This is a genomic window from Hyphomicrobium sp. CS1GBMeth3, assembly GCF_900117455.1.
Lineage (GTDB): Bacteria > Pseudomonadota > Alphaproteobacteria > Rhizobiales > Hyphomicrobiaceae > Hyphomicrobium_C.
The window spans coordinates 1326538-1349301 of record NZ_FPHO01000002.1 but is presented as its reverse complement, the minus strand read 5'-3'; the positions used below and the strand labels follow the sequence as shown (position 1 = coordinate 1349301).

Here is a 22764-nt window from a genome sequence, read left to right as displayed (position 1 = left end):
CCCCGGGAGAGAGCCGATGAACGAGATCACCAACCTCTTCAAGACCCAACAGGCGATTCCGACCTTCGACGAGATCAAGATCTCGATCGCATCGCCCGAGGACATCCATTCGTGGTCCTTCGGCGAGATCAAGAAGCCTGAGACGATCAACTACCGCACGTTCAAGCCGGAGCGCGACGGCCTGTTCTGCGCCCGCATCTTCGGACCGATCAAGGACTACGAGTGCTTGTGCGGCAAGTACAAGCGCATGAAGTACAAGGGCCTCATCTGCGAGAAGTGCGGCGTCGAGGTCACGCTGGCCAAGGTGCGTCGCGAGCGCATGGGCCACATCGAGCTCGCCGCCCCCGTCGCCCACATCTGGTTCCTGAAGTCGCTGCCCTCGCGCATCGGCCTTCTGCTCGACATGACGTTGAAGGATCTCGAGCGCGTCCTCTACTTCGAGAACTACATCGTCACCGAGCCTGGCATCTCCCCGTTCAAGGAGAAGCAGCTCCTGACCGAGGACCAGTACAACCAGGCCATCGACGAGCACGGCCCGGACAGCTTCACGGCTGGCATCGGCGCCGAGGCCATCCGCGACCTTCTGATGAGCATGGATCTGCCGAAGATCCGTGATGACCTGCGCCAGGAGATCGCCGAGGCCACGACCGACCTCAAGCCCAAGAAGCTCGGCAAGCGTCTCAAGGTGATCGAGAGCTTCCTCGAGAGCGGCAACCGTCCCGAGTGGATGATCCTGACCGTGGTTCCGGTCATCCCGCCCGAGCTGCGCCCGCTGGTGCCGCTCGATGGCGGCCGCTTCGCCACGTCGGATCTGAACGATCTCTACCGCCGTGTCATCAACCGCAACAACCGCCTGAAGCGGCTGATGGAGCTGCGCGCGCCCGACATCATCATCCGCAACGAGAAGCGCATGCTTCAGGAGTCGGTTGATGCGCTGTTCGACAACGGCCGTCGCGGCCGTGTCATCACGGGTGCTAACAAGCGCCCGCTGAAGTCGCTCGCCGACATGCTGAAGGGCAAGCAGGGCCGCTTCCGCCAGAACCTGCTCGGCAAGCGCGTCGACTACTCGGGCCGTTCGGTGATCGTGGTCGGCCCGGAGCTCAAGCTGCACCAGTGCGGCCTGCCGAAGAAGATGGCGCTCGAGCTGTTCAAGCCGTTCATCTACGCGCGCTTGCAGACGCTCGGCCAGGCGGCGACCGTGAAGCAGGCGAAGAAGCTGGTCGAGAAGGAGAAGCCGGAGGTTTGGGACGTCCTCGACGAGGTCATCCGCGAGCATCCGGTGATGCTGAACCGTGCGCCGACGCTGCACCGCCTGGGCATTCAGGCGTTCGAGCCGCAGCTGATCGAGGGCAAGGCGATCCAGCTTCACCCGCTCGTTTGCGCCGCCTTCAATGCCGACTTCGACGGCGACCAGATGGCCGTGCACGTGCCGCTGTCGCTGGAAGCCCAGCTTGAGGCGCGTGTTCTGATGATGAGCACGAACAACATCCTGCATCCTGCCAACGGACAGCCGATCATCGTGCCGTCGCAGGATATCGTGCTCGGCCTCTACTACCTGTCGATCATCCGCGACAAGGAGCCGGGCGAAGGCTCGGTCTTCGGATCGGTGGATGAGATCCGCCACGCGCTCAACGCGGGAGCGGTGACGCTGCACGCCAAGATCAAGGCGCGCTTCCGCTCGACCAATGCCGAGGGTGAAGAGGTCTCCGAGGTTGTCGAAACGACGCCGGGCCGCATGATCCTGGGCGAGGTGCTGCCGAAGTTGGGGGGCGTGAAATTCTCGCTCGTCAACCAGCTCCTGACCAAGAAAGCCATCTCGGGCATGATCGACGCCGTCTACCGCAACTGCGGTCAGAAGGAGACGGTCATCTTCTGCGACCGCATCATGGCGCTCGGTTTCCACCATGCGTTTAAGGCCGGCATCTCGTTCGGCAAGGACGACATGGTGATCCCCGACACCAAGCTGAAGATCGTGCACGACACGACCGAGATGGTGCGCGAGTTCGAGCAGCAGTACAACGACGGCCTGATCACGCAGCTCGAGAAGTACAACAAGGTCGTCGACGCCTGGTCGAAGTGCACGGACCTCATCGCCAAGGAGATGATGGAGCGCATTTCCGCGACCGAAAAGGACAAGAACGGCCGCGAAAAGCAGATCAACTCGGTCTACATGATGAGCCACTCCGGTGCGCGCGGTTCGCCGGCGCAGATGAAGCAGCTCGCTGGTATGCGCGGTCTCATGACCAAGCCCTCGGGCGAGATCATCGAGACGCCGATCATCTCCAACTTCAAGGAGGGCCTCTCGGTTCTCGAGTACTTCAACTCGACTCACGGCGCCCGTAAGGGTCTCGCCGATACGGCGCTCAAGACAGCCAACTCGGGCTACCTGACGCGTCGTCTCGTCGACGTCGCTCAGGACAGCATCATCATCGAGGAGGACTGCGGCACCGATCGCGGCATCAAGGTGCAGGCTGTGGTGGACGCGGGACAGGTCATCGTCTCGCTGGGCGCGCGCGTGCTCGGTCGTACCGCGGCCGAGGACATCATCGCACCGGGTCCGGAGGGCGAGGAGACGATCATTGCCAAGGCTGGCGACCTGCTTGAGGAGCGGCACTCGGAAGCCATCGAGAAGGCTCAGATCCAGGAAGTGCGGATCCGCTCGGTTCTCACCTGCGAGACCATCACCGGCGTCTGCGCCAAGTGCTATGGCCGTGACCTTGCGCGCGGCACACCTGTCAATATCGGCGAAGCGGTCGGCGTCATTGCCGCTCAGTCGATCGGCGAGCCGGGCACGCAGCTTACGATGCGCACGTTCCACATCGGCGGCACCGCGAACGTCGTCGATCAGTCGTTCATCGAGAGCAACTTCAACGGCAAGGTTAAGATCAAGAACCGCGCCATTGTGAAGGACGGCCAGGGCCGCCTCATCGCTATGGCCCGCACGATGGCGATCGTCATCGTCGATCAGTCGGGCAAGGAGCTTGCGACTCACAAGGTCCAGTACGGCGCCCGCCTGCACGTGGACGAAGGCGACGAGGTCAAGCGCGGCACGCGTCTCGCCCAGTGGGACCCCTACACGCGTCCGGTCATCACCGAGGCGTCGGGCAAGATCGAGTTCGAGGACTTGCTTGAAGGCGTCTCCGTGCGCGAGCAGACGGACGAGGTCAAGGGCACTACCAACCGCGTCATCGTCGACTGGCGTGCAACCCCGCGTGGCGCCGAGCTGAAGCCCGCTATCGTCATCAAGGACGGCAAGGGCAAGCCGATCAAGGTGGCCCGCGGCGGCGATGCCCGCTACCTGCTGACGGTCGATGCCATTCTCTCGGTCGACCCGGGCCAGGAGGTGAAGGCGGGCGACGTCATCGCGCGTGTTCCGCTGGCATCCGCCAAGCAGAGTGACATCACGGGCGGTCTTCCGCGCGTGGCGGAACTCTTCGAGGCACGTCGTCCGAAGGACCACGCCATCATCGCCGAGGTGTCCGGCACGGTCGAGTTCGGCAAGGACTACAAGAACAAGCAGCGCATCACCATCAAGCCTGATGATGAGAATGCGGAGCCGGTCGAGTACCTGATCCCGCGCGGCAAGAGTCTGGCCGTTCAGCCCGGCGACCGCGTGGATCGGGGCGACTACATCTATGACGGCAACCCGGCGCCGCACGACATCCTGGCGATCAAGGGCGTCGAGGAGCTCGCAAACTACCTGATCAACGAGATCCAGGACGTCTATCGTCTGCAGGGTGTGACCATCAACGACAAGCACATCGAGGTCATCGTCCGTCAGATGCTGCAGAAGGTCGAGATCACCGACACCGGAGAAACGGACTTCATCAAGGGCGAGCAGATCGATCGCATCGAGTTCGATGAGGTCAACGCCACGATCGAGAAGGCGGGCAAGCGTCCAGCCTCCGCGACCCCGGTTCTGCTCGGCATCACCAAGGCATCGCTGCAGACGCGGTCGTTCATCTCGGCGGCCTCGTTCCAGGAGACCACGCGCGTGCTGACCGACGCCGCCGTCATCGGCAAGTCGGACACGCTCGAAGGTCTGAAGGAGAACGTCATCGTCGGCCGCCTGATCCCGGCCGGCACCGGCGGCATGCTCCGCGGTCTGCGCCGTATCGCTGCCAAGCGAGACGATCTGATCAGCAAGGAGAAGGCGCGCAGCGAGGCCGAGAAGGCTCTGGCTCCCGCCGATGGCGAGGCCAGCGGTCCCGCCCGCCGCCGCCGCCGCGTCGCCGAATAGGCGGCTGCAAAATCGCGACAAGAAAGGCGGCCGGCTCCGGCCGCCTTTTTTCTTGTGCGCCTGCACACTACATCCGGCGCAACGCCGGCTGGCGGTTCGCCGGCTCTTGCCCTATAAGCCGCCAAGAAAATGGTATCCTCCCCCGGTGGAGGACGGCCGGAGCGGCCTCGCAGCCCCGGCTCAAGTGGTGGAGAAGAGACTGAAATGCCCGCAACCTGGTCACCCGAGAGCTGGCGCTCGCTTCCGATCGTCCAGGTTCCCGATTACCCGGACGCGAAAGCGCTCGCGGATGTCGAGGCGCGCCTGGCGACCTTTCCGCCGCTCGTCTTCGCCGGCGAGGCGCGGGAGCTGAAAAACGCCCTGGGCGCTGTCGCCAAGGGCGAGGGCTTCCTGCTGCAGGGCGGCGACTGCGCCGAGAGCTTCCTCGAGCACGGCGCCGACAACATCCGCGACTTCTTCCGCGTCTTCCTGCAGATGGCGGTCGTGCTGACCTACGCCGGCGGCAGCCCCGTAGTGAAGGTGGGCCGCATCGCGGGGCAATTCGCCAAGCCCCGGTCATCGCCGACCGAGAAGAAGGGCGATCTGGAGCTGCCGTCCTACCGCGGCGACATCATCAACGGCGCCGAGTTCACGCCGGTCGCGCGCATTCCGGACCCGCAGCGCCAGCTCGAGGCCTACCGTCAGTCGGCCGCGACGCTGAACCTGATCCGCGCCTTCGCCACTGGCGGCTACGCCGACCTCGAGCGCGTGCATCAGTGGAACATGGGCTTCGTTAAGGACAGCCCGCAGGGCCACCGCTATCAGGAACTCGCCGATCGCATCGCCGAGACGCTGGGCTTCATGCGCGCCTGTGGCATCACGAGCGCGAACACGCCGCAGCTCCGCGCCACGAGCTTCTACACTAGCCATGAAGCGCTGCTCCTCAATTACGAGCAGGCTCTGACGCGTCTCGATTCCACGAGCGGCGATTGGTACGCCACCTCCGGCCACATGCTGTGGATCGGCGATCGCACGCGCCAGCCCGACCATGCGCACATCGAGTTCTGCCGTGGCGTGAAGAACCCGATCGGCCTCAAGTGCGGCCCCTCGCTGGAGCCGGACGGTCTCCTGCGTCTGATCGATATCTTGAACCCGAAAGACGAGCCTGGCCGGTTGACGCTGATCTGTCGCTTCGGTCACGAGAAGGTCGGGCAGCATCTGCCGAAGCTGATCCGCGCCGTTCAGAAGGCGGGCCGCACGGTCGTCTGGACCTGCGATCCGATGCACGGCAACACGATTAGCGCCGCCAACGGCTACAAGACGCGCCCCTTCGATCGCATTCTGAAGGAGGTAGAAGCCTTCTTCGACGTGCACCGCGCCGAAGGCTCGCACGCCGGCGGCATCCACGTGGAGATGACGGGTCAGAACGTCACCGAGTGCACGGGCGGCGCGACCGCGATCTCGGAGACGGACCTGCTCGACCGCTATCACACGCAGTGCGATCCGCGGTTGAATGCCGATCAGTCTCTGGAGCTGGCCTTCCTTGTTGCCGAGCGCATGAAGCTTGAGCGCGAGGCGCGCGGCTTGCCCCAGCGGCCGGCAGCCCTGGCGGGCTGAATCGTCGCGGAACTCGTCGTTTCCCTAGGGCGTTTTCCTCGTGAGGGGCCGCGTATCCCTGCGGCCCGTTACACGCGGAGAAGACGCATGACTCACCTCGACAAGCAGGGAAGCTCGGTTCTGTCGAGCTTTCTGGCGCTGCTCGGGGTCCACGAAGGTGGGAAAAACGACAACACGTTCGTGGGCACTTGGGCGGTGAAGGATTCCAATGATGAGCCGTTCGAGATCACGCTCTCGGCGTCAGGTGCGGCTGAGGCCGACCGTGACGGAGAGGGCATGAGCGGCACCTGGGAAACGGAAGGGGCTTCGGCCATCATTTCCTGGAATACGGGCTGGATCACCAAGATCACGCGCACCGGCGATACCTTCACCAAGACTGCTTACGACACGACGGCAGCTGCTCCGACCAACATCTCGGAGGCCGAGAAGATCGCCGACTGATGTCGTGCAATGAGCTAGGCTCGCGTGCAAAGGCCTATTTCTTGGCCCGCGCGATGGCCTCTTCGATGCGCCGTTCGGCCTCTTCGCGATCCCCCCAGTGGTGGATCTTGGCCCACTTGCCGGGCTCGAGATCCTTGTAGTGCAAGAAGAAGTGCTCGATCTGCTGCAGCGAGATGGGCGGCAGATCGGTATAATTTTTCACCTTCTCGTAGCGCAGCGAGACCTTGGAGGTCGGCACGGCGAGGATTTTCTCGTCGCCACCGCCTTCGTCCTCCATGATCAGCACGCCAACCGGCCGGCAGTTGATGACGGCGCCGGGGATGATCGTGCGCGTGTTGCACACGAGCACGTCGATCGGATCGCCGTCTTCGGAGAGCGTGTGCGGCACGAACCCGTAATTTCCGGGATAGCGCATCGGCGTGTAGAGGAAGCGGTCGACGACGAGCGTTCCCGACGCCTTGTCCATCTCGTACTTGATCGGCTCTCCGCCGACCGAGACCTCGATGATGACATTGATATCTTGAGGCGGATTTTTGCCGATCGGAATCGCGTCGAGGCGCATGAGGGTTCCTCATTTGAATTCTTGCAAATGCTCTGCCTCAAGGGGCGTGCCGGCACAAGGTGATGCTATGTCGCCGCCCTTATTCTTTAGGCTATGTCGTGCGAGCGGAAAGGGCCTCCGGCGCATTATTAAGGTTGACCACCGACGCCGAGCGCCAGCATCAGGAGCGGCAGCGTAACGAGCGCCCCAAGCGTGGAAATCAGAATGACGGCGGACGTGACCACGGCGGGAAGCTTGTAAAACTCAGCGAGCATAAAAGGTCCGGTCCCCGTGGGCATCGCCGCGAGCAGGATAGCCATCGCCGCGAGCCGCGGCGGCACCGCCATCCAGACGGCCAGTGCCCACGTCAGCGCCGGATGCACGAACAGCTTGATGGCTGCCAGGAGGGCGGAGGCCCGCGCATCAGCCGCCGCGACCGGCCGCGGCTCGCCGAGAAACAGGCCAATGACGACGAGCGCCAGTGGGCTCGCGGCCCCGCCGAGCAATTTGAGAAAGGTGTCGGCTGCGGTCGGCAACCCGAGCCCGGTCACCCCGTAAAGCGCGCCGAGCGTCGGTGCGATCAAAAGCGGGTTGCGGATCAGCGACCGGATGACCTTCCCCGCAAGCTGCAGCGGGCCTTGCGCTTTGTGGCTGCCGATCTCGATCAGCACGATGGCGGACGCGAACAGCACGCAGACCGTGAGGATCGAGGCGATCGTCACCGGCACTAGGCTGTCATTGCCGAAGAGCATCAGCAACACGGGAAAGCCCATGTAGGCCGTGTTGGCATAGGATCCGAGCAGCCCGTCGATGCTGGCGGACCCGAGCGACCGGCCCGCGAGCAGGCTGCCCCCGACCGTGCCGTAGAACACGACACCACAGGCGAGCCCGAACGCGATGATGAACCCTGGCTGGTAGAGCTGGCTCGGCGTCGCGTGCGCCATGACGTCGAAGAGCAGCGCCGGTAGAGCCAGGTAGACGACGAAGCGATTGAGTTCGGACACCGCCGCGAGCCCGATCACGCCGATGCGCCGGGCGATGTAGCCGCTGACGATGAGCGCGAACACAGGCGCGACAATGGCAAGGATCTCGAGCATGGAAGAGGTGATCTAATGAGGAGGGCAGAGCACCCTTCTATCGCGTCCGGCCTCCGCGGGATACGGCGCGCGGCCGCTTGCCGCTGGACCACGGCCGGCCGCGGCCCTACATCTGCCCCATGAGCAGCACCGCGCCCGAGGCTCCCACCGAGCCGTCCTCCCTGAAGATTGCCCTTGCCCAGCTGAACCCCGTCGTGGGTGACCTCGCGGGCAACGAGCAAAAGCTCATCGACGCCCGAACCAAGGCGGCGGCCGAAGGCGCCGATCTGATTGTGTTTCCCGAGCTGTTTCTGACCGGCTACCCGCCGGAGGATCTGGTGTTGAAGCCAGCCTTCCACAGGGCGGCCCGCGATCGCATCGAGGCGCTGGCGGCACGGCTCGAACCGGGCCCGGCCGTGCTCGTCGGCACAGTCTGGCCTGAGAACGGCGCCATCTACAACGCGGTAGCGCTGCTGGACGGCGGCACGGTCGCAGCCGTGCGCTTTAAGGTCGATCTGCCGAACTACGGCGTCTTCGACGAGAAGCGCGTCTTCGCGGCAGGCGATCTGCCGAGCCCGATCGCCTTTCGCGGCGTGCGCCTCGGTGTGCCGATCTGCGAGGACATCTGGAAGGACGAGGTCACGGAGTGCCTGGCCGAATGCGGCGCCGAGATCCTGATCGTGCCGAACGGCTCGCCGTTCGATTGGAAGAAGCCGGACGTACGCATGAACATTGCGGTTGCGCGCGTCACGGAAACCGGACTGCCATTGGCCTACGTCAATCAGGTCGGCGGCCAGGACGAACTGGTGTTCGACGGCGCGTCGTTCGTCCTGAATGCGGACCATAGCCTCGCCGTCCAGCTCCCCGCCTGGGAAGAGCATATCGCGCTCACCGAATGGACGAAGGGCGAAAGCGGCTGGATCTGCGCCAAAGGCACCGTGCACCGGCTGACCGAAGGCGATGCCGCCGCCTATCACGCTTGCGTGCTCGGCCTGCGCGATTACGTCGGGAAGAACCGCTTTCCCGGCGTCGTGCTCGGCCTCTCGGGCGGCATCGATAGCGCCCTCGTCGCCGCCTTGGCGGTGGACGCGCTGGGCCCGGACCGCGTGCACGCAATCATGATGCCTTACCGCTATACGTCGAACCAGAGCATCGCCGATGCCACGACGTGCGCCGAGGCGCTCGGCATCCGCTTCGACACGGTGCCGATCGAGCCCGCTGTCGCGGGCTTCGCGGACGCGCTATCGAACCTGTTTGCCGGCACGCAGCCGGACATCACCGAAGAAAACATCCAGAGCCGCACGCGCGGCGTCGTCGTGATGGCTATCTCGAACAAGTTCGGCGCCATGGTGCTGACAACCGGCAACAAGAGCGAGATGAGCGTCGGCTACGCCACGCTGTACGGCGACATGAACGGCGGCTTCAACCCCGTCAAGGATCTCTACAAGCTCGAGATCTATCGCCTCGCGCGCTGGCGCAACGCCAACGTGCCGAAAGGCGGCCTCGGTCCAGCAGGAGAGGTGATCCCCGAGAGCATCATCACACGCCCGCCGACGGCGGAGCTGCGCGAGAACCAGACCGACCAGGACAGCCTGCCGCCCTACGAGGTGCTCGACGATATTCTTGCCTGCCTTGTCGAGCGCGAGATGCCGGTGGCGGATGTGATCCAACGCGGCCACGATCCGGATGTCGTGCGCAAGGTCGAGCGTCTGCTCTATCTGGCTGAGTACAAGCGCCGCCAGGCTGCGCCGGGCGTGAAGATCTCGAGCCGCAACTTCGGCCGCGACCGCCGCTACCCCATCACCAACCGCTTCCGCGAGTAGCTCACTCCGCCTCGAGCAGCCCGTAGACAACGTGCCAGGTGGCCCGCCCGCCGAAACGCGCGTTGTAGACCCGGCAGACTTCCTTCAGCTCGCGCGGCGTAAGCGGCGCATATCCGCTGCGGGGCTGATCCGCGCCCGTCTCCTTGAGCATCCTGAGGAAGCCCTCGGCACTCCCGTAATCGATCGCGATGCGCTCCTCGAAGGCGATGCCGGGAATGCTCTCCAGCATCGTCAATCCGGATGCAACGCCGACCTCGCGCAGCGCGCTCTGCCATTCGGAGAAGTTTTCGGGCCCGATGGTGGAGAAGGCCACGCGCCCGCCCGGCACGAGGAAGGCGTGTTGGCGCGCGAGGCTCGCGGGTGCGTCATCGAGCCAGTGCAGCACCATGCTCGACGCAATGAGATCATAGCGCGCATTGAGATCGAGAGCGTCCGCATCCACGACGGAGAAGCGAACGGTCTCTCGTGCCCCTATCTCGGTCTCGCAGGCAGCGATCGCCTCGGGCACGACATCGGTAGCGAGCAGAGCAGCCTGCGGAAAGCGCTCGGTCAGCGCGCGCGTCAGAATGCCAGGCCCGCACCCAAGCTCCAGGATCGTTCTCACGTCGGACGTCGGCACGAGCCCGGCGAGCCGTGCAGCCGCGGCCCGATGCAGCGCCGCGTTGCGCACGTAGCACGGCACGCTGCGCGTGAAGCGCCTGCGGATGACCGATTTACGAGAGATGCTCACGAACGAACCGTTGAATTTCTGAAGCGCACCAATCTGTCTGCGTGAGGGGTAGGGCATGGCCGCCGCCCTCGCTCCATCGCGTGGCTGAGGTGGGCCACGAGCTACGCGTGACGTCCGGCGGAATGACCGGATCGTCTCGGCTCGCCAAGGCCAGCACGGGGCAGTCGAGGCCAGAGAGCACGCCCCGCGCATCGCCTTCGAGCATCGCGTCGAGCCCTTCGAGAAGCAAAGGCACGTTCAAGGCTTCGCTCGGCACGGGCTCGCGAATGCCCGCAAGCCGGCGGAATGCCTTCACCTGCGCCGGCGCATTTTTTTCGAGTCCCGCGCGCAACGCACGCATGGCGTCTACGTTCGCCGCCGCATCGAGGCGCGTAAAGCCCGAGATCGAGACCAGCGCCTTGATGCGCGCCGGCGCATTGAGCAGCAGCCAAAGCGCACCGAACGAGAAGCCGATGCAGATCGCGTCATCGGGCGGTGCGGCATGCGTCGGCGGCCCGAGATCGAGAAAGCGCGGGCCGCAATGGATGACGTCGCCATCGAAGCCGAGCCGCTCGATCAGCGGCTGCCAGACAGACGCATCGACCGCCCAGCCGTGCGCCAGCACGAGGCGGCGGCGATCGGTGCTCGGTCCTTGGCTCAAGAAGCAACTCCTGCGGCAGCGATGGGCGCCTTGCGTGCGACCATGTAAGGGAGGATCGGCGCCCTGTCATGCGCGACATGTCCGCCCGGTTACGGCAGCGATCGCGTGCTTTAACGCTATTGGGCCCTGGTTCCGTCGGCGCAGAACGTCAGCGCCACCTCGCACCGGCCGTAGGCGCCCTCACAGGCCCAGCGGGCATCGCGCCGGGCGAGATCGACCGATTTGCCGGCCGCGGCGCGCCAGCGCGTCGGATCACCGGGTGTTTCTGCGAGCGCCCAGCATTCGGTCTTCGCAAGCGTTGCGATCAGCTTGCAGCCCTGGTCGAAGCGCTCCGTGCAGCGGTGCATGGCCGCCGCTTCCGCCGCTGCGCGGCTTGGCTCCTCGACGCGCGCAAAGATGTTGCCGCTTCTGTCGACCACGGCGCCCCAGCAATCGGCGCCGGAGAATAGCCCGCCGCACTCCGCGAACGGGTTCTTGTTGCCCGCAACCAAAGTCGCGCCACCGCCCAAAAGCGCGACAAGCCCCACCGCGAGCGCACCGTAGGCGACTTTGCGGCGCAGGCCCTGCCCCAGCTTGGAGACGCGCGCCGTGATCAGCCGTGTGTAGGCGAGCGGCACGCGTACGGTGGCGCGACTCTTCTGCGTGGCGACGGTGCTCTGCGGCACGGGCGGCGGCTCGGCCTCGACGACGGAGCTGCCGGCGAGCAGGCCCGGCCGCCACGTGCGCACCGACTGGGGCCGGTCGACAGGACGCAGCTTGAGGCCCGCATCAATGGCCGACAGAAAGCCCTCGCGATACTGCCCCGTGGCTGCCGTGCTCGTCGGCTGAAGCTCGTCCGCAAGCTGCCGCGACGTCGCTTCGTCGGGACGCGCGCCCGTGACCGCCCGATAGAGCGTCGCCGAGAAGGCATAGATGTCGGTCCAGGCGCCATAGCGGTCTGCGTTCGAGGTGTACTGCTCGGGCGCCGAGTAGCCGCTCTTGAACACCAGCGCCGAGACGAGCTGCGAATGCTGCTTGATCTCGAAGCGTGAGGCACCGAAGTCGAGCAGGATGGGGGTCCCATCCTCCGACCGGATCATGATGTTCTCGGGCGAGATATCGAGATGCCAGGTGCGGTTCGCGTGCACGAGCTCGAGCGCCGAGAGCAGCGGCCCGGCGACGAGGTCGAGCTCATCCTGCGTCGGTGGGCTCTCGAGGCTCCTGAGCCACCGCTCGAACGTTACGCCGCGCACGAGGTCGAGCACCATGTAGGCGGTATCGTTCGCCTCGAACACGCGCCTCACGGCAATGATGTTGGGATGGTTGAACTGCGCCAGCAGCCGCGCTTCGTCGAAGAACTTCCTGAGACCCCAGCGATAGTCCTCTTCCGCGTTGGCCCGCGAGAGGAACTTGACGCTCTTGCCGTCGCGCCGGACGAGATCCTCGGGAAAGAACTCCTTGAGCGCGAACTCCTTGTTCAGCATCTCGTCCTTGACGAGATAGGTGATGCCGAAACCGCCGCGTCCGAGAAGGCCGGTGATCACGTACTGGTCGATCCGCGTACCTTGCGGCAGCACGGCTTCGTTCTGGCCGGACATTTGAGCGAGCGCCCTCCCAGGATCGCCAGTCACTTAAGCGGATCAAGTCACTTGGACGCGTCAAGTCGCTTGAACGCGTCCATGAGTGTGCCGCCGCGGACACGGGGCCCTGCGGCCAAGAATGCCTCATTATCGTTGCGCCGGAAAGGGTTGCCAGCCCGAATGCGGGCAGGGGATCTCCTGTGGGCGCGGGGCCGCGTTGTGTTGAACGGCCTATCCCGCCCGCGTAGGATGTCCCTTCAACCGACTTGGACCGCCCTGGAGACGCGAGCATGCGGCGCCCCGCAAGGCAGCGCAAAGCGATCGTTGCGATAAGCGTGCTTCTCTCCGCCTTGGGACCGACCGGTGCCGCCGCCGAGACGAGGCTCGTGGCGCAGTGTGAAGCCTCCGAGCCGGCCGCAGAGGGCGCACCCGCGGCCGTCGCGTGCGATCTGCGTGCCAGCGGCCTGGCCGCTTTCGAAAACGTCAAAGCCGCAATAAAGGGCGAAGAGGGCACGCTGGAAGCGATCTTCTCCCCTTACGACCCCGCGACCCAGGTCACGACCACGGCTTATTTGATCCAGCTCTTGCCTAACGCGCGCCGCGTCACGCTCGCCCAGATGGGCGATGCCGTCGTGACGTTTACGGACCAGCGCCAGGGCAAACGCCGTTTTGCGGCCTACACGTTCGGGACCGATCTTTCTCTGATCGCCGATTCCGGCACCTCGAACGCCGAGTTCGTGCGCCAGATGGTGGCCATCAAGCCGGCCACCGCGTCGATTGGCCTCTACAAGGCGGCGATTGAGGCGATCGAAAAGCTGGCGAAGGAGAGCGGCGACCGCAAGGCGCTGGTGATCCTCGGCGATGGTACGTCGGACGATAAAGATCACACGCACGAGCAGGTGGTGCAGGCGGCGCGGGACGCGAACGTCGCGATCCACGTGCTCGGCTATTACGACGATCGCGCCGCACGCACGAAATTCCAGGCGCTCTCGCGCCTCGCAGAGGAAACCGGCGGCTACGCGGCAGAGGTCAAGCAGGGGGCCGGCGCGGCGCGCGATCTGACGAAGGAGATCGTTACGACGCGCTTCGTCGGCGAGCTTCTGGAGAACGGCGGCACGCTCACGACCGGTGTCAAAGGAGCGCCCGGGTCTCGCCCCCTCGCGCTGACCGCCGAGCTAGCGGACGGCAAGAGCGTTGCATCCGAAACGGAGGTTGTCGTTCCGGCCGCGCCGCTGCCGAGTTTCGAGACAACGACGCTGCAAACCCCGGATCCTGATCCCGCGCCGGAGGCGACCGGCGCGCTGGGCTGGATCGCGGATCGCGCCGGCCTGCTCCTCGTGCTGGCTGGGCTGATCGGGCTTGGCGCCTATGGCTATCGCCGGTACGGGCACGCACTCATGTCCCGTTTCCACCGCGACGCGACAGATGAACAGGATCCATCGGAGGCGGAGTCCGTCGCCGAAAAGCAGGCCGGCCCGGCCGCCGCACCGCCCGTCGTCGTAGAAAAGGTCGCCTCGCCACCGCGGAAGGCCGAAACCCGCCCTGCCATCTACGGCTGGCTGGAGGCGCTCGACGGCGACACCGGCAGCCATCCACTGCGCACAGAGAACGTGCGAGTCGGCCGGCTCAGGGACAACGACATCTGCCTGCAGAACGATTCCATTTCGCGCCGTCATGCCGTGCTGCACTACGATGCCGACAAACGTCGCGTCGTAATCACGGATCTGGGCGGCAGCAATGGCGTCCTGGTTAATCGCACGAAATACAAGTCGCGCGAGCTCAAGGACGGCGACATGGTTGAACTCGGCGAGGTCCGGCTGCGTTTCCGCGCCGAGCCGGAATACACCTGACACGGTCGAGCGAGTGTGCTGCGTCTGTCATGGGATGGGTGGATCGAGGAGATCGGACGATGAGCAGTGATCCGCGCGCCCCGCCAGATGACGGCGATCCCGAGGAGGCGAGGAGGACACGCCTCGTCATGCATGCCGAGGCGGCCTCGGCCGCCGTTCCGGTGGGCGCCGCCGTCATTGGCAGAACGAGGCTGGTCGGCAGCTTCGACATCGCCCGCGCATTGTCGCCCGCGCCGCTGGCCAGAACCTCTCTTGTGCGTGACACCGGCATCGACGCCGAGCCCGTCGCGGGCTGGATCGTCGTCGTCAAAGGGCCGGGACGCGGCGCCTATCGGCCCGTCTACGTCGGCATGAATGCGCTGGGCCGCGCCCCGAACCAGCGCATCCCCGTCGATTTCGGCGACGAAAGTATCTCGCGCGAGGAGCACGCCGTCATCACCTACGACGAGGAGACGCGCACGTTCTATCTTCAGCACGGCGGCAAAGCAAACCTCGTGCGGCTCGGCGGCAAGCCCGTTCTCGTGCCGACGGAGCTCAAGGCGGGTAATCTCTTCCGCATCGGCAACACGACGTTCCGCTTCGTCGCCTTCTGCGGACGAGACTTCGACTGGACGAGCGAGGTCGAAGACGCATGACCTTTCGCGTGGCAGGCGCTGCCCGGGCCACGATTGGCGCGCGATCAGACCAGGAGGACGCCTTCGCGATCTGGCCGCCTTCGGCTGGAGCGTCAATCGGGGAGGGCGCGCGTCTCTTAGCGGTCGTCGCCGACGGCATGGGCGGCCATGCTGGCGGCGAGGTCGCCGCGCGCGTGGCCTGTGACGCTTTCGTTGCGGCGTTCGTGGAGTGCGGTGGCACAGTCGGCGAGCGTCTCGACGCGGCGCTCGACGCTGGCAACTGGGCGATCTCGGCCCGCGCGGCAGAGGATCCCAAGCTGCGCGGCATGGGTTCGACACTGGTGGCGGCTTCGATTGATGAAACGGGGCTGCGCTGGGCGAGCGTGGGAGACTCGGCCCTGCTGCTCTTTCGCGCGCCGGACGTGCTTCGCCTCAATGCCGATCATTCGCTGGGCGCGCTCCTCGATGCCGAGGCGCGTAACAAGCGGATCTCCGCGGACGAGGCCGCGCGCAATCCGCACCGCAACGCGTTGCTCTCGGCGCTGACCGGCAAGCGGATCGAGATCCGCGACCTGCGCTCCGAGCCTTACTCTCTGAGGTCGGCGGATTGGCTGATCGTCGCGAGCGATGGCATCGCGACCCTCTCTGGCGACGAGATTGGCGATATCGTCTACGCCAATCGCGCGTCCGAGCCGGATCAGATGGCGGAGCGTCTGATCGCGGCGGTGCTCGCGAAAAAAGACCCCGTGCAGGACAACACCACAGTCATCGCGCTGAAGATCGAGGGAGACACGATTCCCGTAGCCGAGGATGAGCGGCCGACGCGCATCCTGCGTGCTACGGACGGCCCGTCGGGGGACGGCGCGGGCGGCGGGGAGGCGGCCGCCATGCTCACGGGCCGCTACGGCGTGATGCTCGCCGTCGGCATGGGCCTGATGTTCCTGATCGGCTGGCTGCTCCGCGCAGTGCTGGAATAGGACTGCGCCGGCCGTCGAGCGGCCGACGCCCCCTGAGCGGAAAGAACCTCGGGCCTCAGAATGGCACCCGGATGCCCGCTTGACCGCTATGGCTGCTCGCGTCGTCCGCGAAGTCGCCCTGGTAGCCGATCCCGAGCGTTATGCCGGAAGCGAACCTTCCCTCGAGGCCGAGGCCGAGAGTCACGCTGTCCTCTGCGATCGGCAGGCCCTCGACGGAAAATTCCGAGCCTGTGGGCAATTGCATCGCGGTCCGGATCGGATCGCCGTCGAAGGCATGGCGCCAGCCGATGTTGGCCTTCGGGATGAGCGCCGCCCCATCGTAATGCACGACACTCGCGAACCGTAGGCCGAGCGTGGAGAAGGCCAGGGTTTCGTCGTTCCCCCCAACCCACAGGCCGGTGCTGGGCGCGCCTCGCTCGGTGAAGCTGTCGGAATCGACGTTGGTCACCATGAGGCCTGCGAACGGCTCGAGCTTGAAGGCCTGCATCGCGATCGGATAGCTGGCTTCCGCGAACGCCGACGTCGTGTGCCCGTCGTAGGAGCCACGCGCCGACTCCGAGATTCCGCCGACTTGCACCCACCGGTCCGAATCGTAGCTCGTCCAGCCGGCGCTTACGCCGCCTTTGAGCACCAGATCGGCAAGCTGCGTTGCGCCATAGGCCGCGATGCGAACGGTGTCCCCTTCGATTTCGTGGAAGCGCCCGTCGGTACGCGTGCGCCCCGACGAGAAGGACGCCGCGATGCCGAGCTGTGTTGCCTCCCAGCGGGCATCAAAGCCAGCGGCCACGCCACCGCTACGCGACGTGACACCGAAGGCATTGCCGTCGCCGTCCATGTCGATGCTCTGGCCGGTCACGGTGGCCCATGCGCCGGAGGCCATCGCCGGCCCGCCGTCAGACGGAGCAGGCATCAGGCGGTACGGCGGTGCATAAGGCGATGCCTTATTGGATGCGCCGGACTTGCCTGAGAAATCCTGCAGGCGGCCAAGCAGGAGACCCGCAAAGGTCACTTCCTCTTGCGCGGTGACTGCAACTTGGCTCGCGTAGGTGTCGCCCGAAAGCTGATTGAAGGCATGCCGAGCACCAGCCTCCGTCATCCCGACGGCCTCGTCGTAGAGGGGAGAGCCCGAGCCGCTGTCGTCGAGCGCCCGCCCGACGCTCCGCTGGTTGCGCGTCCGGCCCACGCTCTCGAAGCTCGCGCCGTTGCGTGCGAGCTCGAGGAATGCATCGTTCCCGATGTAGTCGACGTTGGCATCGAGAAACGCCAGCCGGTTGTCGACATCGAAGGTGCCGGTGATGCCGTAGACGGACGACAGGATGGTGCACGGAGCAGACGGTGCGCACCCGCCCGTGCCCTGCACGATCAACGAAGCGCCATCTTCGATCGCAATCGCGCCTTCCGAATTGATGCTGCTGGCAACGCCTCGGACGTTGATCGTTAGGCTGGAAGCAGCATCGAACGACACGTCACCCACAACGTCGAGAGATCCCGGTGTGCCATCGGCCGATCCAGGTGAGATATCGGCGCCGACCGCGGTGAGCGAGCCGAGAGTGCCGGTGCCCAAAAGCATGCCGTCCACGACGTGCACGTCGGACCCGGAAAGGCCTGCGTCGTCGAGAAGCGCGGCTGCATCCTCGATACGCGTCTCGCCCGAGAAGGCGGTGGTGCCACGAAGCGTCCAGACGCCGCTGATGCCGAAAGTTTCGAAGTTGCGGTAGGTTGCGGCGTCACCGATAGCCGCAAGGTCGAAAGCGCCGGTCTCAGTGCCGAGCCGGAGCGTGTCGCTGCCGTCGCCGCCATCGACATATCCTTCCACCGTCGCGCCAGCGTGGTGCACGAAGAGATCGTCGCCAACGCCGAATTCGACCGCGACGCCGTTGCTGCCCGAGATGGTGCCGAAGTTCTCGATCACGTTGGCTTCCGCGCTGATGATACGAATGCCGAAGCCATCGAGGCCCTCGATACGACCGTAGTTGGCGATCGCGATGGCTTCGAAAGCATTCCCCGTTTCGCTGTCGTCGACGAGAATGCCGTTGTCGACGCCGCTGATCAGGGCATCGCGGTACGCGGTCGAACCATTGACGATGATGCCGCCACCGATGGCGATCGCCTCGCTTGTCGCCGTGAGAAGGTCGCCTTCCTTCGTTCCGATCGAGCCCTCGCCGCGGATAATGCCGTAATTGTAGATGTGGCCGATGGCATCGATGTCGACGCCGTCACCGTCGCCGTAGTCTGCGTCGGGATTGGCGACACCCACGATCGCACCGTAGTTGATGACCGTCATGGGACCGTCGGCTGCGAGCGTATCGAAATTGAGGCCCGAACCGTTGTTGCCTTTGATCAGGCCTCCGGCTTCGTTGGTGACGGTCGTCGGCAGCTTGCCGGTGATGCCATGGCGGGCGCCTTCGATGACGCCGCCGGCGTGATTGATCACCTCGCCCGCGTTCGTATCCTGGAAATCGATGCCGTCGGAGGAATCATTCGGGTCTACCGCTCGGCCGATGATGGTGCCCCAGTTCTCGACTACACCGCCTTGGCCGGGACGGATAGCGTCGGCATCCTGCGTCTGGATGAGGCCATAGTTCTTGATCGAGATCCCCGTCGCGCGAACGGTATTCAGGTCCAGAGCTTGGCCCGCGTCATCGCCCGTGCCGATGCTTTCGATCGTGCCGTGGTTCTCGATCGTAATCTGGCCGACTGTCGGCACATCGCTGAACCGAACCGCATCGTCGATCGAGCGGATGACGCCATCCTCGCCGTTGTAGAGCGTGAACGAGGCGATGGCCGTCCCGTAGTTCATATTGATGGCGCGGCTGACGGAATCTGTCGCCAGAATGCTGCCCGTATTGCGGATCTCGATCGTGCCGCCACCGACACGCAGCGCGTCATGACCGAACGCCTGCATCGTTCCGGAATTGTCGATGCTGACGATGGCAGCCGACGACGACATGGAGGCGAAGTCGAGTATCTGGCCGGACGCCGACGTCATGCTACCGAAGTTGTTCACCGTGATCGTGCCGTTCGTGACATCCGTGTTCACGCGGAACGTATCGTCGGACGTTGAGATCTCACCGTGATTGTTGAGCGTGATCGTGCGCGTGGCGCTTCCGCCGCTGGTGTCGATGCCACGATTGCCGGATCTGAGCGTGCCGAAATTGTCAATGATGACGCCGGTCGACGCCCCACTCTGCGTGATCGAGGTTCCGCTGGTTTCGAGGGTCGCGCCGCTTTCGATCGTGCCCTGGTCCGTGCCGCCGACGGTTTTTGTGCCGGGATCTGTCGTGCCGGCGGGCACCGTGAAATCTGCCGCCGCTGCGGACGTTGTGGAAAGCGCCGCTAGAAGACCGACATAAGCTGCGCGGCGTAGAACGAGATACATTGTGCCCCCCTGAACTTGAAACTCAGGCGGCGATTCACGACCGCCCGAGTACGCATAGAGGGGCTCTGTTATTTTCCTTCTTTAACGTCTGCGTGACGCTTAGAGATTCAAATTCGATGTGTAGACAGACTGTATTCACATCTGCAGCAGGCGTGCGTGATGTGCGCATTAAGCAGCGATGTACGTTAAGCGGTTCGAATGCTCAGCGCGAAAGCAGCTTGCGCGCTGCCGCGTCCGGGCTGACACGACCGGACAGAACCTCGTCGGACAGCCCGTCGATCTCGCGATTGCTGTCTTCCTTGACGCGGCGCGCCACGATATCCGCCGCCGCGCGCGCGATGAGGTAGCGCGCCCGTCGCCGGCGTTTCGCCATCGGTCCCGCGACAGCCGCCCGCTCGCCGACGTCGCGCACGGTCTTGACCAGCTCCGGCACGCCTTCGCCCGTGGTCGCCGTGGTCTTGAGCACCGGCACAGGCGTCCGGAGCGAACGGATCGAGAGCGCGCCGAGCAGCTGCTGCAGGGTCAGCTCCGCACCCTCACGATCACCTTTGTTGACGACCAGGATGTCGGCGATCTCGAGCAGCCCTGACTTCATCGCCTGAATGTCGTCGCCGAGCCCCGGCGCCGAGATCACGACGCGCACGTCGGCGACCTCGGCCACGTCCATCTCGTTCTGACCGGTGCCGACGGTCTCGAGCAGGATGAGATCGAACCCGGCCGCGTCGAGCGCATCGATGACGCGGACGGCAGCCGGTGACAGGCCTCCAAGATAGCCGCGGCTCGCGAGCGAGCGCACGAACACGCCGTCGTCGTCGAGCGCCGCCGTCATGCGGATGCGGTCGCCGAGGATGGCGCCGCCAGAGACGGGGCTCGACGGATCAACCGCGATAACGCCGACGGTTCCGCCTTGCGAGCGCGCGTGCGCGATGACGGCGTTGACCAGCGTCGACTTGCCGGCGCCGGGCGGGCCGGTGAAGCCGACCACGAGCGCGTTGCCGAGATAGGGCTGGAGCGCTTCCAGGAGTGGCGGTGCGCTGACCGAGAGCTTCTCGAGCTCCGTCACCGCCGCAGCGATGGCGCGCCGCTCGCCTGCGCGCAGGCGCTTGACGAGGTCCGGAATGGCCTCGAGCTTGAGCGTCGAGCGCGGCATCTGAGGTGCAGTTTGGGTCGCGTCGTCCATGCCGGGCTGATACGCGCAGGCCGTCTCGGAGGCAACCCCTCGCGCCGTCACATCCGCCACTTCTCCTCCCCCTTGTGGGGGAGGCCGGGAGGGGGAACTCACAACGTCCGCCGCAGGGATTCCCCAGAAAGCGGGGAGGGGCAACGTCAGAACCACAGCCCCGGCCACCGGTAGCGGGGCCGCATGTCGCCAGGCCCGTAGCCGACGAGCGAGAACATGGGCTGCTCGGCGATGACGAGCGGCGCGTGCCGCACCGGTGCGTGATCACCCGCCGGGCCGCTGGCCTCGACTGCGAGCTGCCGGACGCGCTCGTCGGCTTCGGGATGCGAGCGCAGCAGCGACGGCTGCGGTACCCGGCGTGCCGGCACCGGTAGCATCAAATCCTCCCAGAAATGCCCAGTCTCCCAGAAATGCCCAGTGTAGGTCTCGAGCCGTCGCAGCGCGGACACGAGCGCCTCACGATCGCCCGTCAGCGCCTCGGCGGTCCTGTCTGCCTCGAATTCGCGCTCCCGGGAGAGGGAAAGCTGCAGTAGGTTCGAAAGTGCGGGCACGAGGTAGAGGAGGAGCACCGCCCACCAGGAAATCGGATCCCAGCCGGTCACGAACGTCGCGATATTGAACGCGGCCAAGCCGAGTGCGGCATAGCTCAGCGGCTGCAGCACCCGTGTCACGACGTCCGCCAGCCTCAGCACGGGAAGGTCGTTGTTGCGGATGTGGCCGATCTCGTGCGCCAGCACGCCGGCCGTTTCGGGGAGCGACAGGCGCCTCAGCAACCCTTCGGTAACCGCGATTGCAGGCCGTTCCCGCGAGCCGACGCTGAACGCGTTCAGCGTCGTGCTGGGAACGACGTAGAGGTCGGGCCGCCGAGGGAGATCTGCGCGGTAGGCCAAAACATCGATCAGGCTTGAAAGCTGGGTGTCGTCCTGTGGGATAGGGGTCGCCTGATAGAGCCGCATCACGACCTCCGCCGGCACGTACAGCGAGAGCGCGACGACGACGGCCGCAAGCAGCAGCGCGACAATTAAGCCGGTCCCACTCCAAAGCAACATCGCGGGCGCTGCGACCAGCACCACGAAGCCGAGCAGCAGAAGGCCCGCTTGGGCGCGATTCTGCCGCGACGTGCCGGTCAGACTCGCCGAAAGGACATGCGAATAAAGGAAAGCGGGCATCTCGCCCTCCTGCCGAGAGAACGCCGCAGAACGGGACCTCGGCCCCGCAGCCGAGAACATGCCCCATAACTGGAAATGAGGTGATTAAAAAACGTCTTTCCTATGATAAACAGCGGTCTGTTCAGCCTTTGCCGGGGTCTCCCGACGGCTTCTGGCGCGCGGTCTTTTGAGCAAGGCCATCGCCGACGCCGACTTTTGCGATTTCGTTAGCCGCAAGGTGTTGACCCGGAATCCGCAAATGGTTATAGGAACGCCACTCTCACGGTAGGTGGTAGGCCATCTCCGCGCATTTTTGCGCTTCAGCCTAAACGCTGCCGTCCTAAAGCAGAGGACATTTTCGGACCAAGATCGCCGGCAAGCCGAAGGGCAAGCCGGATGATCCTCTGGTTTTTTCCGTGCCAGGCTTCCGGGGCTCCGGGGCTCGGCAGGTTTCGTTTGGCGCATGCGCTCATATTTGGACGCGCGGCGCTCAAGCAGGCCGAAACACGGTCTGGAGCCGAACAGAAGCGGGGCGCTTGATGCCGACGATACAACAGCTGATCCGGAAACCCCGGAGCCCGAAGGTCTATCGCGAGAAGTCGCGCCACATGGAGGCGTGCCCTCAGAAGCGTGGCGTCTGCACGCGCGTCTATACGACGACGCCGAAGAAGCCGAACTCGGCGCTTCGTAAGGTCGCCAAGATCCGCCTGACCAACGGCTACGAGGTGATCGGCTACATTCCGGGCGAGGGCCACAACCTTCAGGAGCATTCCGTGGTCCTGATCCGTGGTGGCCGCGTCAAGGACTTGCCCGGCGTCCGTTACCACATCCTGCGCGGCGTGCTCGACACCCAGGGCGTCGCCAACCGCAAGCAGCGTCGTTCGAAATACGGTGCGAAGAGGCCGAAATAGCCTTCTCGCCAGAGGTATCCCGGACGAGCCGCTTAGGAGCGGAAGGATCCGGGATCTCG

Annotated in this window: 16 protein-coding genes; 8 read left to right on the top strand and 8 right to left on the bottom strand. The window is 65.2% G+C overall.

Features of this window, described 5'->3' with window-relative positions; all coding sequences use genetic code 11:
- Positions 1-16 precede the first annotated feature (16 nt).
- From rpoC to CS1GBM3_RS06580, 3 genes are all read left to right on the top strand, one after another.
- The gene (rpoC, locus tag CS1GBM3_RS06590) at positions 17-4240 is read left to right on the top strand and encodes a DNA-directed RNA polymerase subunit beta' (protein ID WP_072392991.1); all 4224 of its coding nucleotides are present in this window, start codon (positions 17-19) and stop codon (positions 4238-4240) included.
- Positions 4241-4444: 204 nt separating this feature from the next.
- The gene (locus CS1GBM3_RS06585; RefSeq protein WP_072392988.1) at positions 4445-5836 is read left to right on the top strand and encodes a class II 3-deoxy-7-phosphoheptulonate synthase; all 1392 of its coding nucleotides are present in this window, start codon (positions 4445-4447) and stop codon (positions 5834-5836) included.
- An 87-nt stretch (positions 5837-5923) separates the two neighbouring features.
- Positions 5924-6277, top strand: coding sequence for a hypothetical protein (locus tag CS1GBM3_RS06580; protein WP_072392984.1), 354 nt, complete (start codon positions 5924-5926; stop codon positions 6275-6277).
- Positions 6278-6311: 34 nt separating this feature from the next.
- Here CS1GBM3_RS06580 and ppa read toward each other — a convergent pair whose 3' ends face one another.
- Positions 6312-6839 carry an inorganic diphosphatase gene (gene ppa / locus CS1GBM3_RS06575; protein WP_072392980.1) on the bottom strand — a complete coding sequence of 176 codons (528 nt, stop codon included), beginning with the start codon at positions 6837-6839 and terminating at the stop codon, positions 6312-6314.
- A 128-nt stretch (positions 6840-6967) separates the two neighbouring features.
- Entirely contained in the window at positions 6968-7915 is a 948-nt protein-coding gene (locus CS1GBM3_RS06570; RefSeq protein ID WP_072392977.1) for an AEC family transporter, read from the bottom strand.
- Between the two features lie 119 nt (positions 7916-8034).
- Between CS1GBM3_RS06570 and CS1GBM3_RS06565 the strand changes: the two genes are divergently transcribed.
- Complete coding sequence (locus CS1GBM3_RS06565) at positions 8035-9717, top strand: NAD+ synthase (protein WP_072392974.1); 1683 nt, start codon at positions 8035-8037, stop codon at positions 9715-9717.
- A 1-nt stretch (position 9718) separates the two neighbouring features.
- Here CS1GBM3_RS06565 and CS1GBM3_RS06560 read toward each other — a convergent pair whose 3' ends face one another.
- The 3 genes from CS1GBM3_RS06560 to CS1GBM3_RS06550 form a co-directional block, all read right to left on the bottom strand.
- Positions 9719-10447 carry a methyltransferase gene (locus tag CS1GBM3_RS06560; protein WP_072392971.1) on the bottom strand — a complete coding sequence of 243 codons (729 nt, stop codon included), beginning with the start codon at positions 10445-10447 and terminating at the stop codon, positions 9719-9721.
- Positions 10431-11087 (bottom strand): alpha/beta fold hydrolase, encoded by a 657-nt coding sequence (locus CS1GBM3_RS19760; protein WP_072392968.1) that lies wholly within the window; start codon positions 11085-11087, stop codon positions 10431-10433. The genes CS1GBM3_RS06560 and CS1GBM3_RS19760 overlap by 17 nt, the downstream gene beginning before the upstream one ends.
- Positions 11088-11203: 116 nt before the next feature.
- The gene (locus CS1GBM3_RS06550; RefSeq protein WP_072392965.1) at positions 11204-12664 is read right to left on the bottom strand and encodes a protein kinase domain-containing protein; all 1461 of its coding nucleotides are present in this window, start codon (positions 12662-12664) and stop codon (positions 11204-11206) included.
- 272 nt (positions 12665-12936) lie between these two features.
- On the opposite strand from CS1GBM3_RS06550, the gene CS1GBM3_RS19250 reads away from it, so the two are divergent.
- The 3 genes from CS1GBM3_RS19250 to CS1GBM3_RS06530 are packed head-to-tail and all read left to right on the top strand — an operon-like array spanning position 12937 to position 16087.
- On the top strand, positions 12937-14496 hold the full coding sequence (locus CS1GBM3_RS19250) for an FHA domain-containing protein (RefSeq protein ID WP_083567165.1): 1560 nt from the start codon (positions 12937-12939) through the stop codon (positions 14494-14496).
- Between the two features lie 59 nt (positions 14497-14555).
- Positions 14556-15131 (top strand): FHA domain-containing protein, encoded by a 576-nt coding sequence (locus CS1GBM3_RS06535; protein WP_072392962.1) that lies wholly within the window; start codon positions 14556-14558, stop codon positions 15129-15131.
- Positions 15128-16087, top strand: a complete 960-nt coding sequence (locus CS1GBM3_RS06530) for a PP2C family protein-serine/threonine phosphatase (protein ID WP_072392960.1) — start codon at positions 15128-15130, stop codon at positions 16085-16087. Before CS1GBM3_RS06535 ends, CS1GBM3_RS06530 begins: the two co-directional genes overlap by 4 nt.
- A gap of 55 nt (positions 16088-16142) precedes the next feature.
- Here CS1GBM3_RS06530 and CS1GBM3_RS06525 read toward each other — a convergent pair whose 3' ends face one another.
- The 3 genes from CS1GBM3_RS06525 to CS1GBM3_RS06515 form a co-directional block, all read right to left on the bottom strand.
- On the bottom strand, positions 16143-19466 hold the full coding sequence (locus CS1GBM3_RS06525; protein WP_072392957.1) for an autotransporter outer membrane beta-barrel domain-containing protein: 3324 nt from the start codon (positions 19464-19466) through the stop codon (positions 16143-16145).
- A 202-nt stretch (positions 19467-19668) separates the two neighbouring features.
- Complete coding sequence (meaB, locus tag CS1GBM3_RS06520; RefSeq protein ID WP_244534563.1) at positions 19669-20697, bottom strand: methylmalonyl Co-A mutase-associated GTPase MeaB; 1029 nt, start codon at positions 20695-20697, stop codon at positions 19669-19671.
- A 95-nt stretch (positions 20698-20792) separates the two neighbouring features.
- On the bottom strand, positions 20793-21815 hold the full coding sequence (locus CS1GBM3_RS06515) for a zinc metalloprotease HtpX (RefSeq protein WP_072392954.1): 1023 nt from the start codon (positions 21813-21815) through the stop codon (positions 20793-20795).
- 518 nt (positions 21816-22333) lie between these two features.
- On the opposite strand from CS1GBM3_RS06515, the gene rpsL reads away from it, so the two are divergent.
- Positions 22334-22705: a 30S ribosomal protein S12 gene (rpsL, locus tag CS1GBM3_RS06510; protein WP_072392951.1), complete on the top strand. Its 372-nt coding sequence runs from the start codon at positions 22334-22336 to the stop codon at positions 22703-22705.
- Positions 22706-22764 lie beyond the last annotated feature (59 nt).